Here is a 16,070-nt window from a genome sequence, read left to right on the forward strand (position 1 = left end):
GGGCCAAGCAAGCATGACTATCCCGAGCGACTCCAGGGGCCCGCTTGAGCCGGATGCGAGGACGACTCGCAAGTCCGGTTCTGAGGGGGCTGGAGTGCGGCAACGCACTCCAGCTACCCGACTGTCCATCCTCCGTCCCGGTTTCGGTCGCCTCGGCGTCGTGGAGGCCCACCGCATGCTCCAAGAAGGCACCGCCGTCCTGCTGGACGTGCGTGAGACCCAGGAATGGCGGGCCGGGCATGCTCCCGGCGCCCAGCATCTCCCGCTGTCCCGGCTGGCGGCCGGAGCAAAAGTGCCCAGCGCGCAGGCAACCTCCTGCTTCGTGCTGATCTGCCGCTCGGGGCGGCGTTCCCAGGAGGCTGCCCGCCTGCTGCGTGAACAGGGCTCGGACGCGGCCGACGTCACCGGCGGTACGAAGGCCTGGGTCCTCCAGGGACTGCCGATCCAGGACGCCTCCGGGGCAGCGGGAACCGTCATATGAGCCTGCTCATCCTTGCCCTGGTGGCTGGAGCGGTGGTCGGCCTGGCACTGGGCGGACTCGGCGGGGGCGGCAGCGTCCTGGCCGTGCCCGCGCTGATCTACCTGCTCGGCTTCAGCCCCGTCGCCGCCACCACCGCGAGCCTGATCACCGTCGCCGCGACATCCATCAGCTCTCTGGTCGCCCACGCCCGGGACGGCAACGTCCGCTGGCGGGCCGGGCTGCTGTTCGCCGCCGCGGGCATCGGCCCCGCCATGCTCGGCGGCCTCGCTGCCAGCCGCATCCCTGCCCCCGTGCTGACCATCGCGTTCTCGGTGATCGCCGCACTCGCGGCCTGGCGGATGCTCCGCCCCAGCCCCGCACCAGACCGCCCAGTGCGGCCGGCCAGGGCCGCGGGGGCCGGGGCAGGGCTCGGCGCCGTCACCGGCATAATCGGCGTCGGCGGAGGTTTCCTCGCCGTGCCCGCCCTGGTCGGTGTCCTCGGCCTGTGGATGAAGGCCGCCGTCGGCACAAGTCTCCTGGTCATCATCATCAACGCGCTCGCCGCGCTCGCCACCCGCACCGGCACCGCCGACGGCCTTGACTGGGCCGTCATCGCCCCCTTCACCGGAGCCGCGATCCTCGGCGCCTGGGACGGCAAACGCCTCGCCGCGAAGATCTCCGGCAACCGCCTGCAGCACGTCTTCGCCTACGTCCTGCTCGCCGTGGCCGCCTTCATGCTCCTCGACAGCCTCATCTGAACTAGCCCGACCCGACCCGAAGGACAGAGCAAACCCCATGAATTCGACTCTCACCACCCGCGCCGTCCGTGAGCGCCTGCACACCCTGGTCGTCATCGACGTACGCACCCCCGGCGAATACGCCGGCGGACACCTGCCCGGCGCTCACAACATCCCCCTCGACGACCTCGAACACGCCCTGCCCGCCCTCCGCGAGGTGGCCGACCGCAGCGACCTCCTCGTGGTCTGTGCCTCCGGCACCCGCTCGCAGAACGCCAGCACCACGCTGTCCCGCAACGGCGTACCCGCCGCCAGCCTCGAAGGCGGGACCGACGCCTGGGTCTCGGCGGGAGAGGATCTGCACCGCTCGGCCACCACCGCAGCTCCCAAGTGGGCCATGGACCGTCAAGTCCGTCTGACCGCAGGCTCCGTCGTCCTGCTCGGGCTGCTCCTCGGCCTGGTGATCCACCCCGCCTTCCAACTGCTCTCCGCAGGCATCGCAGCCGGCCTCGTCTACTCCGCCCTCTCCAACAGCTGCGCCATGGCCACCCTGCTCGGGAAACTCCCCTACAACCGCACCAATCGCACCGACCTGAACAACACCCTCGCCGCTCTGCGACACAACTGACCGCGATACGCGCGAGGGCAGCTCACAGGGTTACCAGTCCCGGGGGCTATCACGAACCGCGAAGCGGCCCCGCGCGGGGCCGCTTCGCGGTTATTCCTCCAACGGCCAAGACCGGGCCGACAGCTGCATTCAGTGGCCGTGTCCGGCTTCCCCTTCGGCGTTCGGGGAGGGCGAGTCGCCGGGAGTGCGTGGACGCTCGGCGAGCTGGGACGCGGACAAGACAGTGCTCCTTGCGAAGGTACGGGGAGAGGGTAGGGAACCTGCTACTCGGCGGGGTCGAAGACCCGCAGTGCCAGTCCGGCGACGGGTTTCGGACCGAAAGACGTCGACTTGCGGGGGAGCATCACGCCGGCAGTGGCCAGCTCCCACACTGTGTTCTCAGAGACCGCAGGCAGTAGTACGGCGGTGCCGTTGCCCGGTGCGTGGACGGTGGCTTCGGCCTCCCCGGCGTCGTGTACGTGGCGTACGGCGCCAGGAAGGTCGGGGACCGACCAGGCGGTCGCCAGGAGGAGTCGGTCGGCGACGGCAGCGGACAGCCCGCGCCATTGCGGCGGCCTGCCGGCGAGCGCCGCTCCGAGCTCCGCGGGATCGGGGTCGGTGACGCTCCAGGCGTCTCCGCCTCCGGTGAGTACGAGCTCGTCGCGTCCGGGAAGGCGCGGTCCGTCGGGCAGCGGTCGTACGCGGGCCACTTCGGCCGCAGCGGCGGCGGCCTTGTCCGGCTCCAGGGCGGGGATCACCCGGTGGATGGCGGTCAGTCGCAGGGGGTGGGTCGTGGAGTCGACCAGCAATGCCAGGGTCCTGTCCCAGGGGTCGGCGCCCTCTCGTTCGCGCAGCCGCCGACTGGCCGCGTAGCGGTGGTGTCCGTCCGCGATGAGCGCGCGGGACCCGGACAACCCGTTGGCGATGAGGGATTGTTCCACCAGATCGGTGCAGGCCCACAGCGTGTGGGTGAGGGTACCGGTCCGGGCGACGGCCACGGGCGGACGACCGGTGATGTGATGGACGATCTGCGCCGCCGTCGACTCGGTGGACCGGTACGTCAGGAGCAGTGGCTCCAGCTGGGCGTGGGTCCCGGCCATGAGGGCTGCTCGCTGCGCGACCACATGAGGTTGTACGTCCTCGTGGGGAAGGATCCACCCGCCGGCGTCCCGCGGCAGGTCCAGCTCGCCGATCAGGCCGCGCTGCGTGATCCGGGCACCGCGTTGCTGCTGGTAGACGTAAAGAGCGGGGCGGGCATCCCGGCGTAGTACACCCCTTTGCAGCCAGCGCTTCAGCTGGCCGGCGGCTTCGTGCGGGTCGTGGGCGTACAGCAGCCGCGCCAGGTGGTGCGGCCTGCGGCGAAGGGCCCGGGCATGGGCGGGGGCCATGTCGTCGTAGGGCGGGCAGATGATGTGGGACAGGTCGCCGGCGCGGGTCGGGTCGTATCGGACCGCCCGGAAGGGCTGTATGCGCAGGCCGCTTGAGGGCGGTGCGGGTGAGCTGGGCATGGAGTGCTCCTGGATGCGTGGGCATGCCCGGGGGAGGGGCGGGCGCTGTCGTGCCGCCCGCCCCTTCGCCACGGGGCCGTCGGGTCAGGCCGTCGCAGGCTGCTTCTGGGTCTCGGGCAGCGGCGTCTTGAGGCGGCCGGTGCGGTGCAGCCCGTACAGTGCGGCGGCGCACCCGAGGCCGAGGACGACCAGCGCGGCCCACGGCAGCGCGGACATCCCGGAGGCGCGGGCGGCGTCGAGGGCCGCCCCGATCCCCAGGTTCCCCAGGGCGATACCGATGCCGCAGACGGTGTTGTACAGCCCGTAGTGGGTGGCCACGAGCCGGTCACCCGAGAGCCGCACGATGGTGTCCATCTCGAAGGGGTACGCGATCATCGTGCCCACGGCCAGCAGCAGCGCCGCGAGCGTCGACGGCACGGCAGCGAGCAGCCAGCGCCCGGTCCCGTCGTCCGGTACGGGGACGGCCGTGGCGATCAGCAGCGGTATGAACGCGGTGCCCATGGCGAGCAGTCCCCAGGTGAGCGCCCGGCCCGGCTCCATCCGGGCCTTGCACCAGGCCGTCACCTTGGTCTGGAAGAGGATCGTGCTGAGCCCGGATACGGCGAAGAGCATCGCTGCGGCGGCCGTGCCGAACGTCCCGTCACCGCCGACTCGCCGGACTTCCAGGGGAAGGGCGAGATACACCTGGAACGTGAGCACGTACGAGCCGATCATGGCCACGGAGAAGAGCAGGAACGGGCGGTTGGCCAGGATGCCGCGCCATTGGGCGAGCACGCTCTCGCGCGGGCCCTCCGCCCGGTCCTTCGCGTCGTTGCCCCGCCGGGCGGGCAGAGCCCGGATCTGCACGATGCTCAGCACCGCGAAGATCGCGGCGGCGACGAGGCAGGTGACGCGAAAGTCGACCCCGGTCAGCACCATGCCCACCAGCGGACCCAGCAGGATGCCGGCCTGGTAGAAGACGTTGAACAGGGCGAAGGCCTCGACTCGGCGTTCACCCGCGCCCGCGGCCAGGTACGCCCGGGTGGCCGGGTTGAACAGGGCTCCGGCCAGCCCTGTCGCGGCAGAGGCGGCGATCAGTGCGGGCACGGAGTCGACCAGCCCGAGCGTCGCGAAGCCGACGATGCGCAGCGCGAGCCCGGCGATGATCATCGGCTTGTAGCCGAAGCGGTCGGCCAGTGTCCCGCCGATGAGGAACATGCCCTGCTGGCTGAAGTTGCGTACGCCCAGGACGAGCCCGACGATCCAGCCCGCCAGCCCGAGTGATCCGGACAGATGCTGCGCGAGGTACGGCATCAGCATGTAGAAGCCGAGGTTGATGGTGAACTGATTCACCATCAGCAGCTGGACGCTGCGCTCGTAGGAGCGCATTTGTACCAGGGTGCTCTTCACCGGTCGTCCTCTTCCACCGAGGTGGAGTCCGACTTCGGCGCAGGCTCGTCGACGAGGGTGAGCGGGTCGACCACGGTGGTGCACCGCGTCCAGCGGGTGACCTCCTTCTCGTCCATGCGGCCCACCGTCTCCGGTTCGACGGGCGGCGGGCCGTCGAGCAGTCCGTGGGCGGCGCAGTAGTCGTCGTCGTACACCGTGCCCAGGTAACGTTGCGGCCCGTCGGGGAAGACCGCCGCGATACGCGTGTTCGCGGGCAGCGTGCGGGCCAGCCAGCCCGCGACCAGGGCGACCGCTCCCACGCTCCAGCCGCCGGTGGCGTAGTGGGACGTCGCGAGCTGGCGGCAGGTCCACACGGCTTCGCCCGGGGCGACCCAGTGCACCTCGGAGAAGTTCTCGTACGCGACGTTGCGCGGGTAGATGCTGGAGCCGAGGCCGCGCATGAGGCGGGTGCGGGCCGGCTGGCCGAAGATGGTCGAGCCGATGGTGTCCACGCCGACGAGCTTCAGTCCGGGGTAGAGCTGTCGCAGGACGCGGGAGACGCCTGCGGAGTGACCGCCGGTCCCCACGCTGCACACCAGGACGTCGATGTGGCCGAGTTCGGATGCCATTTCCAACGCCAGCGGGGTGTAGGCCGTGGTGTTGTCGGGGTTGTTGTACTGGTCCGGGCACCAGGAGCCCGGGTGCTGCCGCATCAGCTGGGTGACCCGGTCGCGGCGGGCCTGTTGCCAGCCGCCGGTCGGGTGGGGTTCGGAGACGAGGTTGACCTGGGCGCCGTACGCGGTCAGCAGCCGGTGCATGGACCTTTCGAGTCCGGGGTCGGTGACCAGGGTGACGGGATGCCCGTGGACCATGCCGGCCAGGGCGAGGCCGAGGCCGAGGGTGCCGCTGGTGGATTCGATGATCCGGGCGCCGGGGAGCAGTTCGCCGCGGGCACGGGCCCGCTCGACCATGTGCAGGGCCGGACGGTCCTTGATCCCGCCGGGGTTGAAGCCCTCCAGCTTCGCCCAGAAGCCTCGGTCTTCCCCGGTGAAGGGCTCGGAGATCCGGAGGAGGGGAGTGTTGCCGACCAGCCCGGAGAGGGAGGACCGGGCGGGCGGGTTGTCAGCGGTGGGGAGAGTGGTCATCTTTTTCGGCTCTCGTTCGTAGATGGCTGCTTGTGTGCGCATCTCGCCGGCTGCTGCGGCCAGAGGCGGGCGGACCCTTCCTCCGGATGGCAGCAACGGGCGGCGGCCGATGGCTACGGCCGCACGACTGAGTTCTAAATACGCCACCGACAGACGCTTATGAGCGTGAATCGGCCTACTCTCGCTGCCGGACATTTGAGCAGCGGTCGGCGCCGGGCGGCCAGAGGCCACACGCTCGCGGCGGCCACGAGCGGAATCGCAGCAGTCGAAGCTGCGGAAGGCGCCATTTCCTGCCCCGCAGTCAGGGTGCGGCCGACCGGAACGCAATGTTCGGCGGAATCGGGCAGCTGGGGCGCAACGCCGGAGAATTCGGCGCCGGTGCTCACGTGCTGAGAAGGCGCCGACGTCGTGGTGTGAGAGTGGCCGACTGACGGAGGATGGACGACACACCCGATCGCGGCGATCGTCAGTGCGACAAGAATGCAGGCGACCAGCGCGCTCCGCATTCGAGCGCCTACCGTGCCGAGGAATTTGAGCGGGTGGAACGACACAGTTCCTCCGTGCGTTGCCTCCTCCTCAAGAACCAACTCAGAAGGAGGCGATACAGAGATCGATCAGGTCGGGGAGGTGCCGTCGACAGTCCCGTTTCAGATTCAGCGAACCGTATGAGTGCGGCGAGTCCGATTCCACCGGACGCACCGAAGAGGGTGACCGATATCGGCCACCTGGTTCAACGGGGTGTCAACCAGCTCGGGGAGAGATCCACGACCTAGATCCGCAGGACCGCCGGCCCTCCGCGTGCCACGGGGGACGGACAGTTCGCCGGGTTGCCGACCGCAGGGGACTGCTGCAAGGCCTGCCCGCAGTGCATGCCGTCACTGAGAACAACCGAACAGGCATTCTGCGCGGTAGCAGCCTGCTGGGATTGCCCAGGCATGCACTGCTCGGCCGGATGTCCGGACCTTTCCGCAGCGACTTCTTCCGCCATTGTGGTGGACTGCATCGCGCCCTGCGAAATCGCGCCAGCATCGACAGGCGTGTGGCTGGTATTCAATACCGCCACGGACAGGCCGGAGGGGTGGTGAGGGGAGTTCTCGGTGCTGACGCTGTGTGCGTACACCAGACTCATCATCAGCAAGGTCAGCCAAAGGGCGCGCAGCGGACCCGTGGATACCTGGGCCCGCAGAACACCGATGGGTGACCGCGCCGTAGTCATGTCGTAATCCTAGCCGATTCCGCGGATCTAATTACAACCGCCTCCCGGATGGGTTGAGTTAGCAAAATCGTCCATATGGTGCATGAAGGGTGATTGGAACTGGCCATATTGCGGGAGCGCCTGGACGGTGCCGGATTCGGCGTGAATTTTATGTGAGCATTGAATGAATTCGGGGCGATGTGGGCGCCTGGTGCCGCCGACCTCGCTCGACACTCGTGGCCGCACTGCTTATTGGCGTCATCGCAGGAATCAACGAGCGCCGCTACTGGACACGTTGAGGCGCTTGGTGAATGTCTTTCCGCCATCCTGCGATTCGTAGACACCCTCTTGGGTGGCGGCCAGCACGCGCTGGGCGTCGACGGCCGTCAGTGCCTGGGGCGGGCCGCCGGGGACGGTGGCGGTCTTCTGCCATGTCGTGCTGCCGTCGGTGCTGCGGCTGAGCGCACCTGCCGGGTCGATGCCGTAGAGCGCGTCGGGCTTCGCCCAGGACACGAAGGCCATCACGGGCTGAGCTCCGGCGGCGAAGGTCCGGCCGCCGTCGGTGCTCTGGGCGACTCCCTGCTGCGTCGTTGCGAGGACGACGTCGGGATTGTCAGGGCTGGCCGCGATATCCAGGGCGCGCAGCTTCGCGCGGTCGTCCCAGGTGACGCCGTCCTTGCTGACGCGGAGCAGTCCGTTCGTGCTGTCGTATCCGTAGATCGTTTCGTTCGCGTAGTCCAGGGAGTGGAAGTCGACCTCGCCGGCCAGTGACTTGGTCTTCCAGGTCTTGCCGGAGTCGGTGCTCTCGATCAGGCCGCGGTTGCCGGGCTCGTCGTTTCCGGGTCCCGGGTGGCCGCTGGCCAGGAGGGTCTTCGCGCGGGCGACGGTGAAGCCCATGAAGTCGTCCTGGCTGTCGCCGACGCGCTGTGGGGCACCGTTCTCGCCAGGGGTGAAGATGCCCTGGTGGGTGGCGACGTACAGCCTGCCGTCTGCCGGGTCGATGCCCAGGCCGTGGATGTGACTGACAGCGGTCCCCGCAGCCGTGGAGGTGTCGCTGGCGTTGCTGGAACAGGCCGTCAGGGTGATGCCGAGAGCCGCAGTGGCGGCCAGGGCGAGGTAGTTCTTCCTCATGATTCCTCATCGCGGTCATGCGGGCCCGGACGGACCGCAGCGCATGGCTCGGTCCGCCCGGGCAGAGATGGTCGATCAGACGGTCCTGGCGGATCAGAGCCGGTTGAGGATCTTCTGCATCTTCTCGACCTCGGCGGCCTGGTTCTTGATGACGTCGTCCGCCAGCTTCTTGGCCGCGGTGTTACGGCCGTTCTTCTGCTCGTCCTTGGCCATGCTGATCGCACCGTTGTGGTGCTCGATCATCATCTGCGCGAACTTGCGGTCGAAGTCCGTCCCCTTGGCGGCCTTGAGCTCGTCCATGGCCTTGTCCGACATCATCCCGGACATCGAGCCGTCGCCCGTTCCGTGGTCCATGCCGGGCATGCTGCTGTCCGAGGGCGACTCGGGCTTGCCCCAAGCCTTCAGCCAGGACTTCATGGTCTGGATCTCGGGGTCCTGGGCCTTCTCGATATTGGCCGCGAGGGTCTTGATCTCCGCGTCCGAGGCGCGGCGGTCGGCGAGCTTGGCCATCTCCAGGGCCTGCTCGTGGTGCGGGATCATCCCCTGCGCGAACGTGACGTCCGCATCGTTGAAGGCTCCCGGCGCGGGTGCGCTGCCGGACTCCTTGGCCGACGATGCGGAGGACGGGCCGGCACCGTGGTCCATGCCGCTCATGTCGTCGTTCCCGCCGCAGGCGGCGAGCAGCAGTCCACCGGCCGCGACGGCGCTCACGAGCGCCAGGCGGCGGCTCGCGGGTCGGCGCAGGGCGCGCTTGAAGGCAGGCATGTGAAACCCCTCTGAATTGTCAGTCTGTTCTACGGATGTGTGGCACGCGCGTATGCGGTCGCGGGCATGGCTGAATGCACCAGCGCGACGGTTGGCCTATATCCGTAGGACTGACAGTTCTGAGAGCGAGGGTCCGGGCGGTGGAGGGTTGGGCCGCAGCATGACGACCGCTTGGGTGACGGCAGAGGTCAACCACTCCGGCCGACGGGCGAGCGCCGCGCGCAGCAGCGAGAGGAGCACCCAGGCGCCCAGAACGGCGACACACAGGGCAGCCATGTCCATGCCGCTGACCGGCTCGGGCGCGTAGACGCCGGATGGGATCGGATCCGCCGAGAGCTGAGCGGCTGCCGCCATCTCGGGCGCGGGTGCCCCGTCGCCCATCCCGATCGCATGAGCGTCGCCCACGGGCGCGCTGTGGGCCATCGGGCGCCCGGCCGGCTCGTCCGGGTGACCGGCCGTGTGCATCACGAAAACACCGAGAGCGAGCACGACGATCAGCAGGAGGCGCCCGATGGCACCACCCACTCGGTCGAAGCGGCTCGCGATCACTGACTTCCTCCTACCCCGACGATACCCAGGCGCAACCGAAGCCGCCTCAGGGAGAGGGCCGGGGTGACGGCCTTCGCCTGGGTCTCACCCTCACCGAGTGCTCCACCTCAGCCTGGCCGAATGGAGGCCGGGTCAGAGAGTGACCGGGTTCGAGATGCGGTCCGATGGTACCACTAAGCGACTTAGTGGAAGGTGTCCGGGTACGGCGATGGCGAGCCGACCGCGGGGGAGCCGGATTCCGGCCGGGCACGCCACTGGTGCTCGTGCTGACCCTGCCCCTATTCTTCATGTCTGACCTGCGATGACGGGAGGGAGCCATGGCTCGGATGGTCGAGCAGGAATGGCTCAATGACGGCGACCATCGGATGGTTGCGATCATGACTGCGGAGATGGCCGCACTCTCGGACGAAGAGCTGCGCCTGTGTTTCCGGGCCAGATTCGCAGTACCTGAGCAAGGTCCCCGCTCCGTGGCTGTCCGGATGGCTGGGCCGGGAGACGGCACCCATCCAGACCTTGATGCGGTCACGGACAGGATGATCGAGGACGTGGTCGCGTGGGTGGGCCAGAGCGTCAATCCCGAATCGGGCGCGGGGGACCTGCCGGCCGGGTAGTCGCTTATCGCGAAGGGCCCAGGTATCCGCCTTCGCCGCCTGTCTGAGCGGGCACGGTTGCGCCTCGGGCGCCGACCTGGATTCGTGTCTCCATGCCCCTCGCTCTGTGATGGGCGACCGGGCACCACAGCTGGTACTCGCCCTCGCGCAACGTGACCTTGAGCTTTGCCGTCTCGCCCGGCGGTAGCACGGAGGTCTGGGTGTCCGCACGCCCGGACCGGAGATGGACAGCGCGTGCGTTGTGGTTCCCATGTTCTTCGCGGCGAAGGTGTAGCTCCCGGGAGTGAAGGTCTCCTGGGACAGCCGTAGCCTGAAGTCCGCTTCGTCGACGTCCACCGTCTGGGTGGCGGACTGTCCCGCAGTCGCGGTTGCCATCGCTCGAACGACGCAGATCCACCGTGCGCGTCAGATGCGCACGCCCCACATGAACGGCATACCGCTGCGCGCGATGGATTCGTAGCGGACCTGGGCTCCCGGTTTGGGTGCGTGGAGGATCTGTCCGTTTCCCGCATAGAACCCGACGTGGCTCAAGTCGTTGCGCATGATGACGAGGTCCCCCGGCTTGAGAGCGCTCAGTGAGTTGATGCGCGTTCCGGCCCCGGCCTGAGCTTGTGACGTGCGAGGTATGGAGACACCGGACTGCTTGAATGCCCAAGACGTAAGGCCGGAGCAGTCGAACGAGCCTGGACCCGTTGCTCCCCACACGTAGGGCATGCCCGCACGGGACTTGGCGGCGGAGAACGCTGCGGCGGCGCGCTGGGAGGCACTGGCCTCATTGCCGAGGTCCACGCGCGCGCTGTCGCGATTCGCGCGATCCTCCTGGGCCGAAATCTCGGCCTTCTCCTTGGCGCTGAGCGTGTTGAGGAGTCGCTGCGCTTCAGCGAGTTTGCCCTGGACCTGGTTCTTCTGACGCTGGAGTTCGGCACGAGTGGTGTCCAGGTCCGCGAGCTGTGCCGCGGCCTCTGTCCGCTGCTGCTGCAGTTCCCGTTGCTGCGTCTGGAACTGTTCAAGCATGCCCACCTCCCTCGCGCTGAGCCGCCCCAGCAGGGAGTTTCGATCGAGGTAGGCGTCCGGATCACTGGACAGCAGCAACTGCATAGCCGGGTCCATGCTGCCCGAACGGTATTGGGCAGTCGCCATGCTGCCTATGCGCTGGCGCAGTTGGTTCAGTTCGCCTTGCTTGCGAGCTGCGGTTTCCTGCAGGTCCGCGGTCTTCTTCTGCAAGGCGTCGGCTTTTTCCTTGGCGCCGTTGTACTTCTCGGTGGCCTGGGTGGCCTCTTCGTAGAGGCGGTCGACCTGGGCCTTGACGCCCTGCTGGCTGGGGTCGGGCAGAGGGTCGGCAGAGGCGGTCTGTGCCGAGAGCGCGACTGCTGCCGCCGCGGTGGTCGTGAGCAGGCTCGCGTACATAGGGCGAGGCGGCTTGGGGCGGCGGTGAGACGCCACGGCGGACCAGCTCCTTCTTCCTTGGCCATCCTTGCCCCGGACCGCGTTATCGGCGCCGGCGCGGCTAGGCGTTTTGGGACATCGGGGGGCTCCTCCGGTGCGCCGAGAGGGCTGGTGTCCCGAGCAAGCGAGAAGAGGCAGCCGAATACTATGCTACTTAGTGTTTTAGCTACAAGTGCATGCCGCAGCGGGCCTTGGGTCAACGCCCAGTACGGTGGCCGGTCGGCGGCGTCACGGGCATGATGTGCGTGCCCTCCTCCGTCGGCGTCGGCCCTGGCCGGTGCGGGTCCGGCGGCGGCCAGGCGAAGGGATGAGAGCCGTAGGCCCACCCGGTCGCCCGGCGGTGTGTGCGGACCCGGTCACGGCACCTATACCCCTCCCGGGTAGCATGCCGTCGATCGGTGACGGGAACCCTGGGAGGGTCGTGATGGACGGGCAGCGGAGGGCAGCCGCGTGGTGCGGTCGGCTGCTGCTGCTCGGCGCGCTGCTCTGCGGCATCGTCACGATGCACACCCTCGGCCATCCCCCCATGGCCTCGGCCATGGAAAGCCCCGCGCAGGCGCCCGAGAGTGCCATGCTCGCTACCGCGCCCCAGCCGGCGAACCTCGACGTGGAGACCATGGCTCGCGCACGGCACGCCGACGGCCCGATACCGGCCGACGGCATGAACCCGCTGGCCGTGTGCCTCGCGGTGCTCGGTGCCGGGATCGTCTCACTCCTGGCCGCCGGGCTGCTGCGGCGGCTACGCGGAGACCTGCTGACCACGGCCGGCACCGGGCTGCTGTTCGCGTTGCGGCCGAACCCGCCGCCGCGCGGGCTCTCCCTCGTCCGGTTGTCGGTGCTGCGCGTATAGGGCGGCGTCCGGCTGCTCCGCCCTGGAGCGGCACACGCGCCTCTCCTTCCTCAGCATTGCCACCGATATGAGGTGCAACTCCGTCATGCATACACCCACTCGTCGCGCCGTGCTCGGCGCGGGAATCGCCGTGGCCGGCAGCGGACTGCTCGCCGCCTGCTCCGGCTCCGGCATGGACCACTCCGCCATGGGCGGCGGCAAGCCGATGGCTACCCCGGAGGGCTATGTGTCCCCCGACGGCAAGGAGGTCACCGACGCCGAAGCCCGGCGCGCCGCGTCCGTCAGCGGCTCCGCCGCGGGCGGCCCGGTTCGGGAAGTGAAGCTCACTGCGATCGAGACCCGCCTGGACCTCGGTGGCCGTACCGTCAAGTCCTGGGCGTACGGCGACCGGCTGCCGGGTCAGGAGGTCCGTGTCACCGCGGGTGACACGCTCGCCCTCACTCTTGCCAACCACCTGCCCCAGTCCACGGCACTGCACTGGCACGGCCTCGCACTGCGCAACGACATGGACGGCGTCCCCGGTCTGACGCAAGCGCCGATCAAGCCGGGTGCGGCTTTCGACTACCGGTTCGCGCTCGCGCACCCGGGCACGTACTGGTTCCACCCGCACTCCGGGGTACAGCAGGACCGCGGGCTCTACGCCCCGCTGATCGTCGAGGACCCCAAGGAGCCGCTGAAGTACGACAAGGAGTGGCTCGTCGTCCTCGACGACTGGGTCGACGGTGTGGACGGCAGCACTCCGGACGACGTACTCGCCGAACTGAGCCGGGGCATGGGCGGCAGGGACATGGGCGAGGGTGACTCGGCCGGTATGGGCGGCCACGACATGTCCAACATGTCGATGACCACGAAGAGATCTCCTTCCCCCAAGCCGTCCGGCCCGCCCCGGATGACGATGGGCGCTACCAGCGACCTCCTCGGCGGCGACGCGGGTGATGTGGCCTACCCGTACTACCTGGTCAACGGCCGTACGCCCGAGAACCCGGAGACCTACTCCGCCAAGCCGGGCGACCGTATCCGCATCCGTATCATCAACGCGGGCGGCGACACCGCCTTCAGGGTCGCGCTCGGCGGCCACGAGATGACGGTGACGCACACCGACGGCTTCCCCGTCGAGCAGGCGAATACCGAGGCGCTGCTGCTGGGCATGGGCGAACGCTACGACGTCCTGGTCACCGCGAAGGACGGAGTCTTCCCCCTCACCGCGCTGGCCGAGGGCAAGGAGCAGTCCGCGATGGCGATCCTGCGCACGGGCGGCGGCGCCGCGCCCGATGCGTCCGTACGACCGAAGGAACTGGACGGCAAGCTGCTCCAGGCCGGAGCGCTGAAGTCGGCCGAGTCCGTGCGCCTGAAGTCCGGCAAGCCCGACCGCACGATCAAGCTGGAGCTCACCGGCTCGATGGCCAAGTACGACTGGGCCATCAACGGCAAGAAGTACGACCCCGCTCAGCGGTACGGAGTGCGCTCCGGCGAGCGGGTCCGGCTGTCCTTCGCCAACACCACGCAGATGTGGCACCCCATGCATCTGCACGGCCACACCTTCTCGCTGCCCGGCGGCGGCGCGCGCAAGGACACCGCGATCGTCCTGCCGGGCCAGACGCTGGACGTCGACTTCGACGCGGACAACCCGGGCCTGTGGATGATCCACTGCCACAACGTCTACCACGCCGAGTCCGGGATGATGACCGTCCTCGGCTACCGCAAGTAATCGGCGAGGGCCTGGGGCGCGTGCGACCCGGTTGGCGAATCCCCTGAACCGGTTCGGTCATCCCGCGCGGCAGGTCCTCTCGTTGACTTCGTGGGCGTCGGCCTTCATGGCCTGTCGGTGGCCGACACCCACGTCGCCGATGAGGCCGCTGCGAGGTGATGGGTCGAGGACCCTTCGCTGGTGAGGAGGTTTTCGCCCTACCGGTGAACTCGCAACAGCCGATCCCGAGTTCACCATGGGCCTCCCCAGGCCCTGGATCACTGGTGAGGGTGCCGGTGCTTACGCGGATGGTGTTGCCCTCTGCGACGTCCTCCTGCGCGTGCCGGGGGTCTGCCAGGGTTGGCCGTGAGGCGAAACCCGGTGAGGGTGACGGCGACGAGGCGGCGGACGGCGGCCTTGGCGGGGAGGCCGGCGGCGCCGCTGAGGGCGTGGAGGCAGTAGTCCGCGAGCTCGTCGGGTGAGACGTCGGCGCGGAGTTCACCGGTCCCCGCGCCTTCGGCGAGCAGGTCACTACGCGGCCGCCGCCGGTGCACTGGCGAGCTCGGGGAAGCGGGCCCGCGTGACGGCCTGCCTTCGCACCATCCATGAGCCTCTGGGCGTCAGCCGGGCCGGGGGCGATGGCCTTCCCTACTTGTATTCCGTCGGCTCGGCCAGTTCGAAGACCACACCGTTCGGGTCGAACACGATGGCTACCTTCTGTCCCCACGGCCTCACGGTCGGCTCCTTGGCGCTGGTGGCGCCCGCCTTGATGGCCTTGCGGTACGCCGCCTCCGCGTCATCGACCTCAAGGCCGATCCGGAACCCGTTGGCCGGACCCGGGGTCGCGAAGTCGCTGATCTTGCTCCAGTGTTCGACGGACAGGAGCACGCCTGCCTCCAGGGAGCCGTCCGAACCGTTGGTCAGCACCGTAAACGTGCCGTCGGGGTCCGCGAACGCCTCGTCCAGCCCGAATGCCTCCTTGTAGAACTTCACCGCCGCGCCGACATCGTCGACCATGATCGTCGTACCTGCATATCGCATGAGCCCATCCTTACTCGGGGGTCTGCCGTAATATCCACGGCCCATTCAACGCCCGGCATCAGCCACGCGCCACTGCACGACACCCACCACCAAACCCATCAACCAAACGAGCAAGACCCATTCAAATGTCATGGACGGGTCAGACGCAGGTACTCGACTTTCGCGGACAACGTGACCACCCCCGCGTGGCGGAACAAGCCCGGACGGCCGCATGATCCACCCCGACAACGGACGGCGCATGGCCGAGCGAATGGGCCCGCGCAGGATCCTCGAGCTCGGCGCCAGCCGTGCCTCACTCACATCGCAGCCTGGACCGGTCGTTGATCTGATCGAGACCGCCGCCATTGGCACCGCCAGCGCGTAGGCCCGCGGGACCGGATGTGTCGAGGACAACGATCGCGTCCCCGGCACGACAGCGTCCGGACACGCCCTGCCGTGGCGGGCAGGGTCAGCGGCGGCCGGGCCGGTCGGGGGCGGCGCCCAGTTCGGGCACCTCCTCTCCGGTGTTCGCGGTCCACCAGCTCGCGAACACCGAGCGGTGACAGTGCTCATCGGGCTTCTTCGCCAGCTGCTCGAAACAGAGCAGGACAAGCCGCTCGTCTTCGGAGACGCCCAGCTGACGGCGCAGCTCGCGCGCACTGTCCAGGGTCACGTCCACCCCCACCTGGTCAAGCCTCTCCAGATAGACCGGCGCGAACCGTTCCAGCGGCCATCTGATCTGTTCCCGGTCGGGGAACAGCAGAGGCCACTTGCTGCTGCCCGGCAGCGGGTAGCGCAGGCGATACCGCGGATACCCGTTGGAGATCCGCACTGGAGTCTCGCCCGGCGCGACTGAGTACTCGGGAAACGAGCAGGTCGCGAACGACACGACACCCTCCTGACTAGTCCGGGCGGCCAGGGCCTCATTCGGCGGGAGGCTGTTCGGCGAAGAACTCGGCACCTTGGGTCCCTGCGACGATAGCCGACGGGC

The 16,070-nt window shown here is 68.7% G+C and carries 16 protein-coding genes; 6 read left to right on the top strand and 10 right to left on the bottom strand.

The window, feature by feature from the left end; translation table 11 throughout:
• Positions 1-175: 175 nt before the first annotated feature.
• The 3 genes from AC061S_RS39140 to AC061S_RS39150 are packed head-to-tail and all read left to right on the top strand — an operon-like array spanning position 176 to position 1,825.
• Positions 176-481 (top strand): rhodanese-like domain-containing protein, encoded by a 306-nt coding sequence (locus AC061S_RS39140; RefSeq protein ID WP_478690638.1) that lies wholly within the window; start codon positions 176-178, stop codon positions 479-481.
• The gene (locus tag AC061S_RS39145; protein WP_478690639.1) at positions 478-1,218 is read left to right on the top strand and encodes a sulfite exporter TauE/SafE family protein; all 741 of its coding nucleotides are present in this window, start codon (positions 478-480) and stop codon (positions 1,216-1,218) included. The genes AC061S_RS39140 and AC061S_RS39145 overlap by 4 nt, the downstream gene beginning before the upstream one ends.
• 37 nt (positions 1,219-1,255) lie before the next feature.
• Positions 1,256-1,825: a rhodanese-like domain-containing protein gene (locus tag AC061S_RS39150; RefSeq protein ID WP_478690640.1), complete on the top strand. Its 570-nt coding sequence runs from the start codon at positions 1,256-1,258 to the stop codon at positions 1,823-1,825.
• 263 nt (positions 1,826-2,088) lie between these two features.
• On the opposite strand, the gene AC061S_RS39155 is transcribed toward AC061S_RS39150, so the two are convergent.
• From AC061S_RS39155 to AC061S_RS39185, 7 genes are all read right to left on the bottom strand, one after another.
• The gene (locus tag AC061S_RS39155) at positions 2,089-3,312 is read right to left on the bottom strand and encodes a DUF1015 family protein (RefSeq protein WP_478690641.1); all 1,224 of its coding nucleotides are present in this window, start codon (positions 3,310-3,312) and stop codon (positions 2,089-2,091) included.
• Positions 3,313-3,396: 84 nt separating this feature from the next.
• Positions 3,397-4,701: an MDR family MFS transporter gene (locus AC061S_RS39160; RefSeq protein ID WP_478690642.1), complete on the bottom strand. Its 1,305-nt coding sequence runs from the start codon at positions 4,699-4,701 to the stop codon at positions 3,397-3,399.
• A complete protein-coding gene (locus tag AC061S_RS39165; RefSeq protein ID WP_478690643.1) occupies positions 4,698-5,825 on the bottom strand; it encodes a PLP-dependent cysteine synthase family protein in 1,128 nt (375 codons plus the stop codon). Before AC061S_RS39165 ends, AC061S_RS39160 begins: the two co-directional genes overlap by 4 nt.
• A gap of 769 nt (positions 5,826-6,594) precedes the next feature.
• The gene (locus AC061S_RS39170) at positions 6,595-7,041 is read right to left on the bottom strand and encodes a hypothetical protein (RefSeq protein ID WP_478690644.1); all 447 of its coding nucleotides are present in this window, start codon (positions 7,039-7,041) and stop codon (positions 6,595-6,597) included.
• A gap of 249 nt (positions 7,042-7,290) precedes the next feature.
• Complete coding sequence (locus tag AC061S_RS39175) at positions 7,291-8,151, bottom strand: F510_1955 family glycosylhydrolase (protein WP_478690645.1); 861 nt, start codon at positions 8,149-8,151, stop codon at positions 7,291-7,293.
• A 93-nt stretch (positions 8,152-8,244) separates the two neighbouring features.
• On the bottom strand, positions 8,245-8,916 hold the full coding sequence (locus AC061S_RS39180; RefSeq protein ID WP_478690646.1) for a DUF305 domain-containing protein: 672 nt from the start codon (positions 8,914-8,916) through the stop codon (positions 8,245-8,247).
• A 96-nt stretch (positions 8,917-9,012) separates the two neighbouring features.
• The gene (locus AC061S_RS39185; RefSeq protein ID WP_478690647.1) at positions 9,013-9,465 is read right to left on the bottom strand and encodes a DUF6153 family protein; all 453 of its coding nucleotides are present in this window, start codon (positions 9,463-9,465) and stop codon (positions 9,013-9,015) included.
• A 326-nt stretch (positions 9,466-9,791) separates the two neighbouring features.
• On the opposite strand from AC061S_RS39185, the gene AC061S_RS39190 reads away from it, so the two are divergent.
• Positions 9,792-10,076 (top strand): hypothetical protein, encoded by a 285-nt coding sequence (locus AC061S_RS39190; RefSeq protein ID WP_478690648.1) that lies wholly within the window; start codon positions 9,792-9,794, stop codon positions 10,074-10,076.
• 405 nt (positions 10,077-10,481) lie between these two features.
• On the opposite strand, the gene AC061S_RS39195 is transcribed toward AC061S_RS39190, so the two are convergent.
• A complete protein-coding gene (locus tag AC061S_RS39195; protein ID WP_478690649.1) occupies positions 10,482-11,519 on the bottom strand; it encodes a C40 family peptidase in 1,038 nt (345 codons plus the stop codon).
• A 427-nt stretch (positions 11,520-11,946) separates the two neighbouring features.
• On the opposite strand from AC061S_RS39195, the gene AC061S_RS39200 reads away from it, so the two are divergent.
• Both AC061S_RS39200 and AC061S_RS39205 read left to right on the top strand, forming a co-directional pair.
• Positions 11,947-12,372 (top strand): hypothetical protein, encoded by a 426-nt coding sequence (locus AC061S_RS39200; protein WP_478690650.1) that lies wholly within the window; start codon positions 11,947-11,949, stop codon positions 12,370-12,372.
• Positions 12,373-12,457: 85 nt separating this feature from the next.
• A complete protein-coding gene (locus AC061S_RS39205) occupies positions 12,458-14,080 on the top strand; it encodes a multicopper oxidase family protein (RefSeq protein ID WP_478690651.1) in 1,623 nt (540 codons plus the stop codon).
• Between the two features lie 627 nt (positions 14,081-14,707).
• Here AC061S_RS39205 and AC061S_RS39210 read toward each other — a convergent pair.
• The gene (locus AC061S_RS39210) at positions 14,708-15,100 is read right to left on the bottom strand and encodes a VOC family protein (RefSeq protein WP_422517363.1); all 393 of its coding nucleotides are present in this window, start codon (positions 15,098-15,100) and stop codon (positions 14,708-14,710) included.
• Between the two features lie 448 nt (positions 15,101-15,548).
• Positions 15,549-15,968, bottom strand: a complete 420-nt coding sequence (locus AC061S_RS39215; RefSeq protein ID WP_478690652.1) for a hypothetical protein — start codon at positions 15,966-15,968, stop codon at positions 15,549-15,551.
• Positions 15,969-16,070 lie beyond the last annotated feature (102 nt).

This window comes from Streptomyces sp. CA189, from assembly GCF_056428985.1.

Coding starts and splice junctions, on each gene's coding strand:
- AC061S_RS39140 (WP_478690638.1), top strand. CDS start 176: ATGCTCCAAGAAGGCACCGCCGTCCTGCTGGACGTGCGTGAGACCCAG.
- AC061S_RS39145 (WP_478690639.1), top strand. CDS start 478: ATGAGCCTGCTCATCCTTGCCCTGGTGGCTGGAGCGGTGGTCGGCCTG.
- AC061S_RS39150 (WP_478690640.1), top strand. CDS start 1,256: ATGAATTCGACTCTCACCACCCGCGCCGTCCGTGAGCGCCTGCACACC.
- AC061S_RS39155 (WP_478690641.1), bottom strand. CDS start 3,312: ATGCCCAGCTCACCCGCACCGCCCTCAAGCGGCCTGCGCATACAGCCC.
- AC061S_RS39165 (WP_478690643.1), bottom strand. CDS start 5,825: ATGACCACTCTCCCCACCGCTGACAACCCGCCCGCCCGGTCCTCCCTC.
- AC061S_RS39170 (WP_478690644.1), bottom strand. CDS start 7,041: ATGACTACGGCGCGGTCACCCATCGGTGTTCTGCGGGCCCAGGTATCC.
- AC061S_RS39175 (WP_478690645.1), bottom strand. CDS start 8,151: ATGAGGAAGAACTACCTCGCCCTGGCCGCCACTGCGGCTCTCGGCATC.
- AC061S_RS39180 (WP_478690646.1), bottom strand. CDS start 8,916: ATGCCTGCCTTCAAGCGCGCCCTGCGCCGACCCGCGAGCCGCCGCCTG.
- AC061S_RS39190 (WP_478690648.1), top strand. CDS start 9,792: ATGGTCGAGCAGGAATGGCTCAATGACGGCGACCATCGGATGGTTGCG.
- AC061S_RS39200 (WP_478690650.1), top strand. CDS start 11,947: ATGGACGGGCAGCGGAGGGCAGCCGCGTGGTGCGGTCGGCTGCTGCTG.
- AC061S_RS39205 (WP_478690651.1), top strand. CDS start 12,458: ATGCATACACCCACTCGTCGCGCCGTGCTCGGCGCGGGAATCGCCGTG.
- AC061S_RS39210 (WP_422517363.1), bottom strand. CDS start 15,100: ATGCGATATGCAGGTACGACGATCATGGTCGACGATGTCGGCGCGGCG.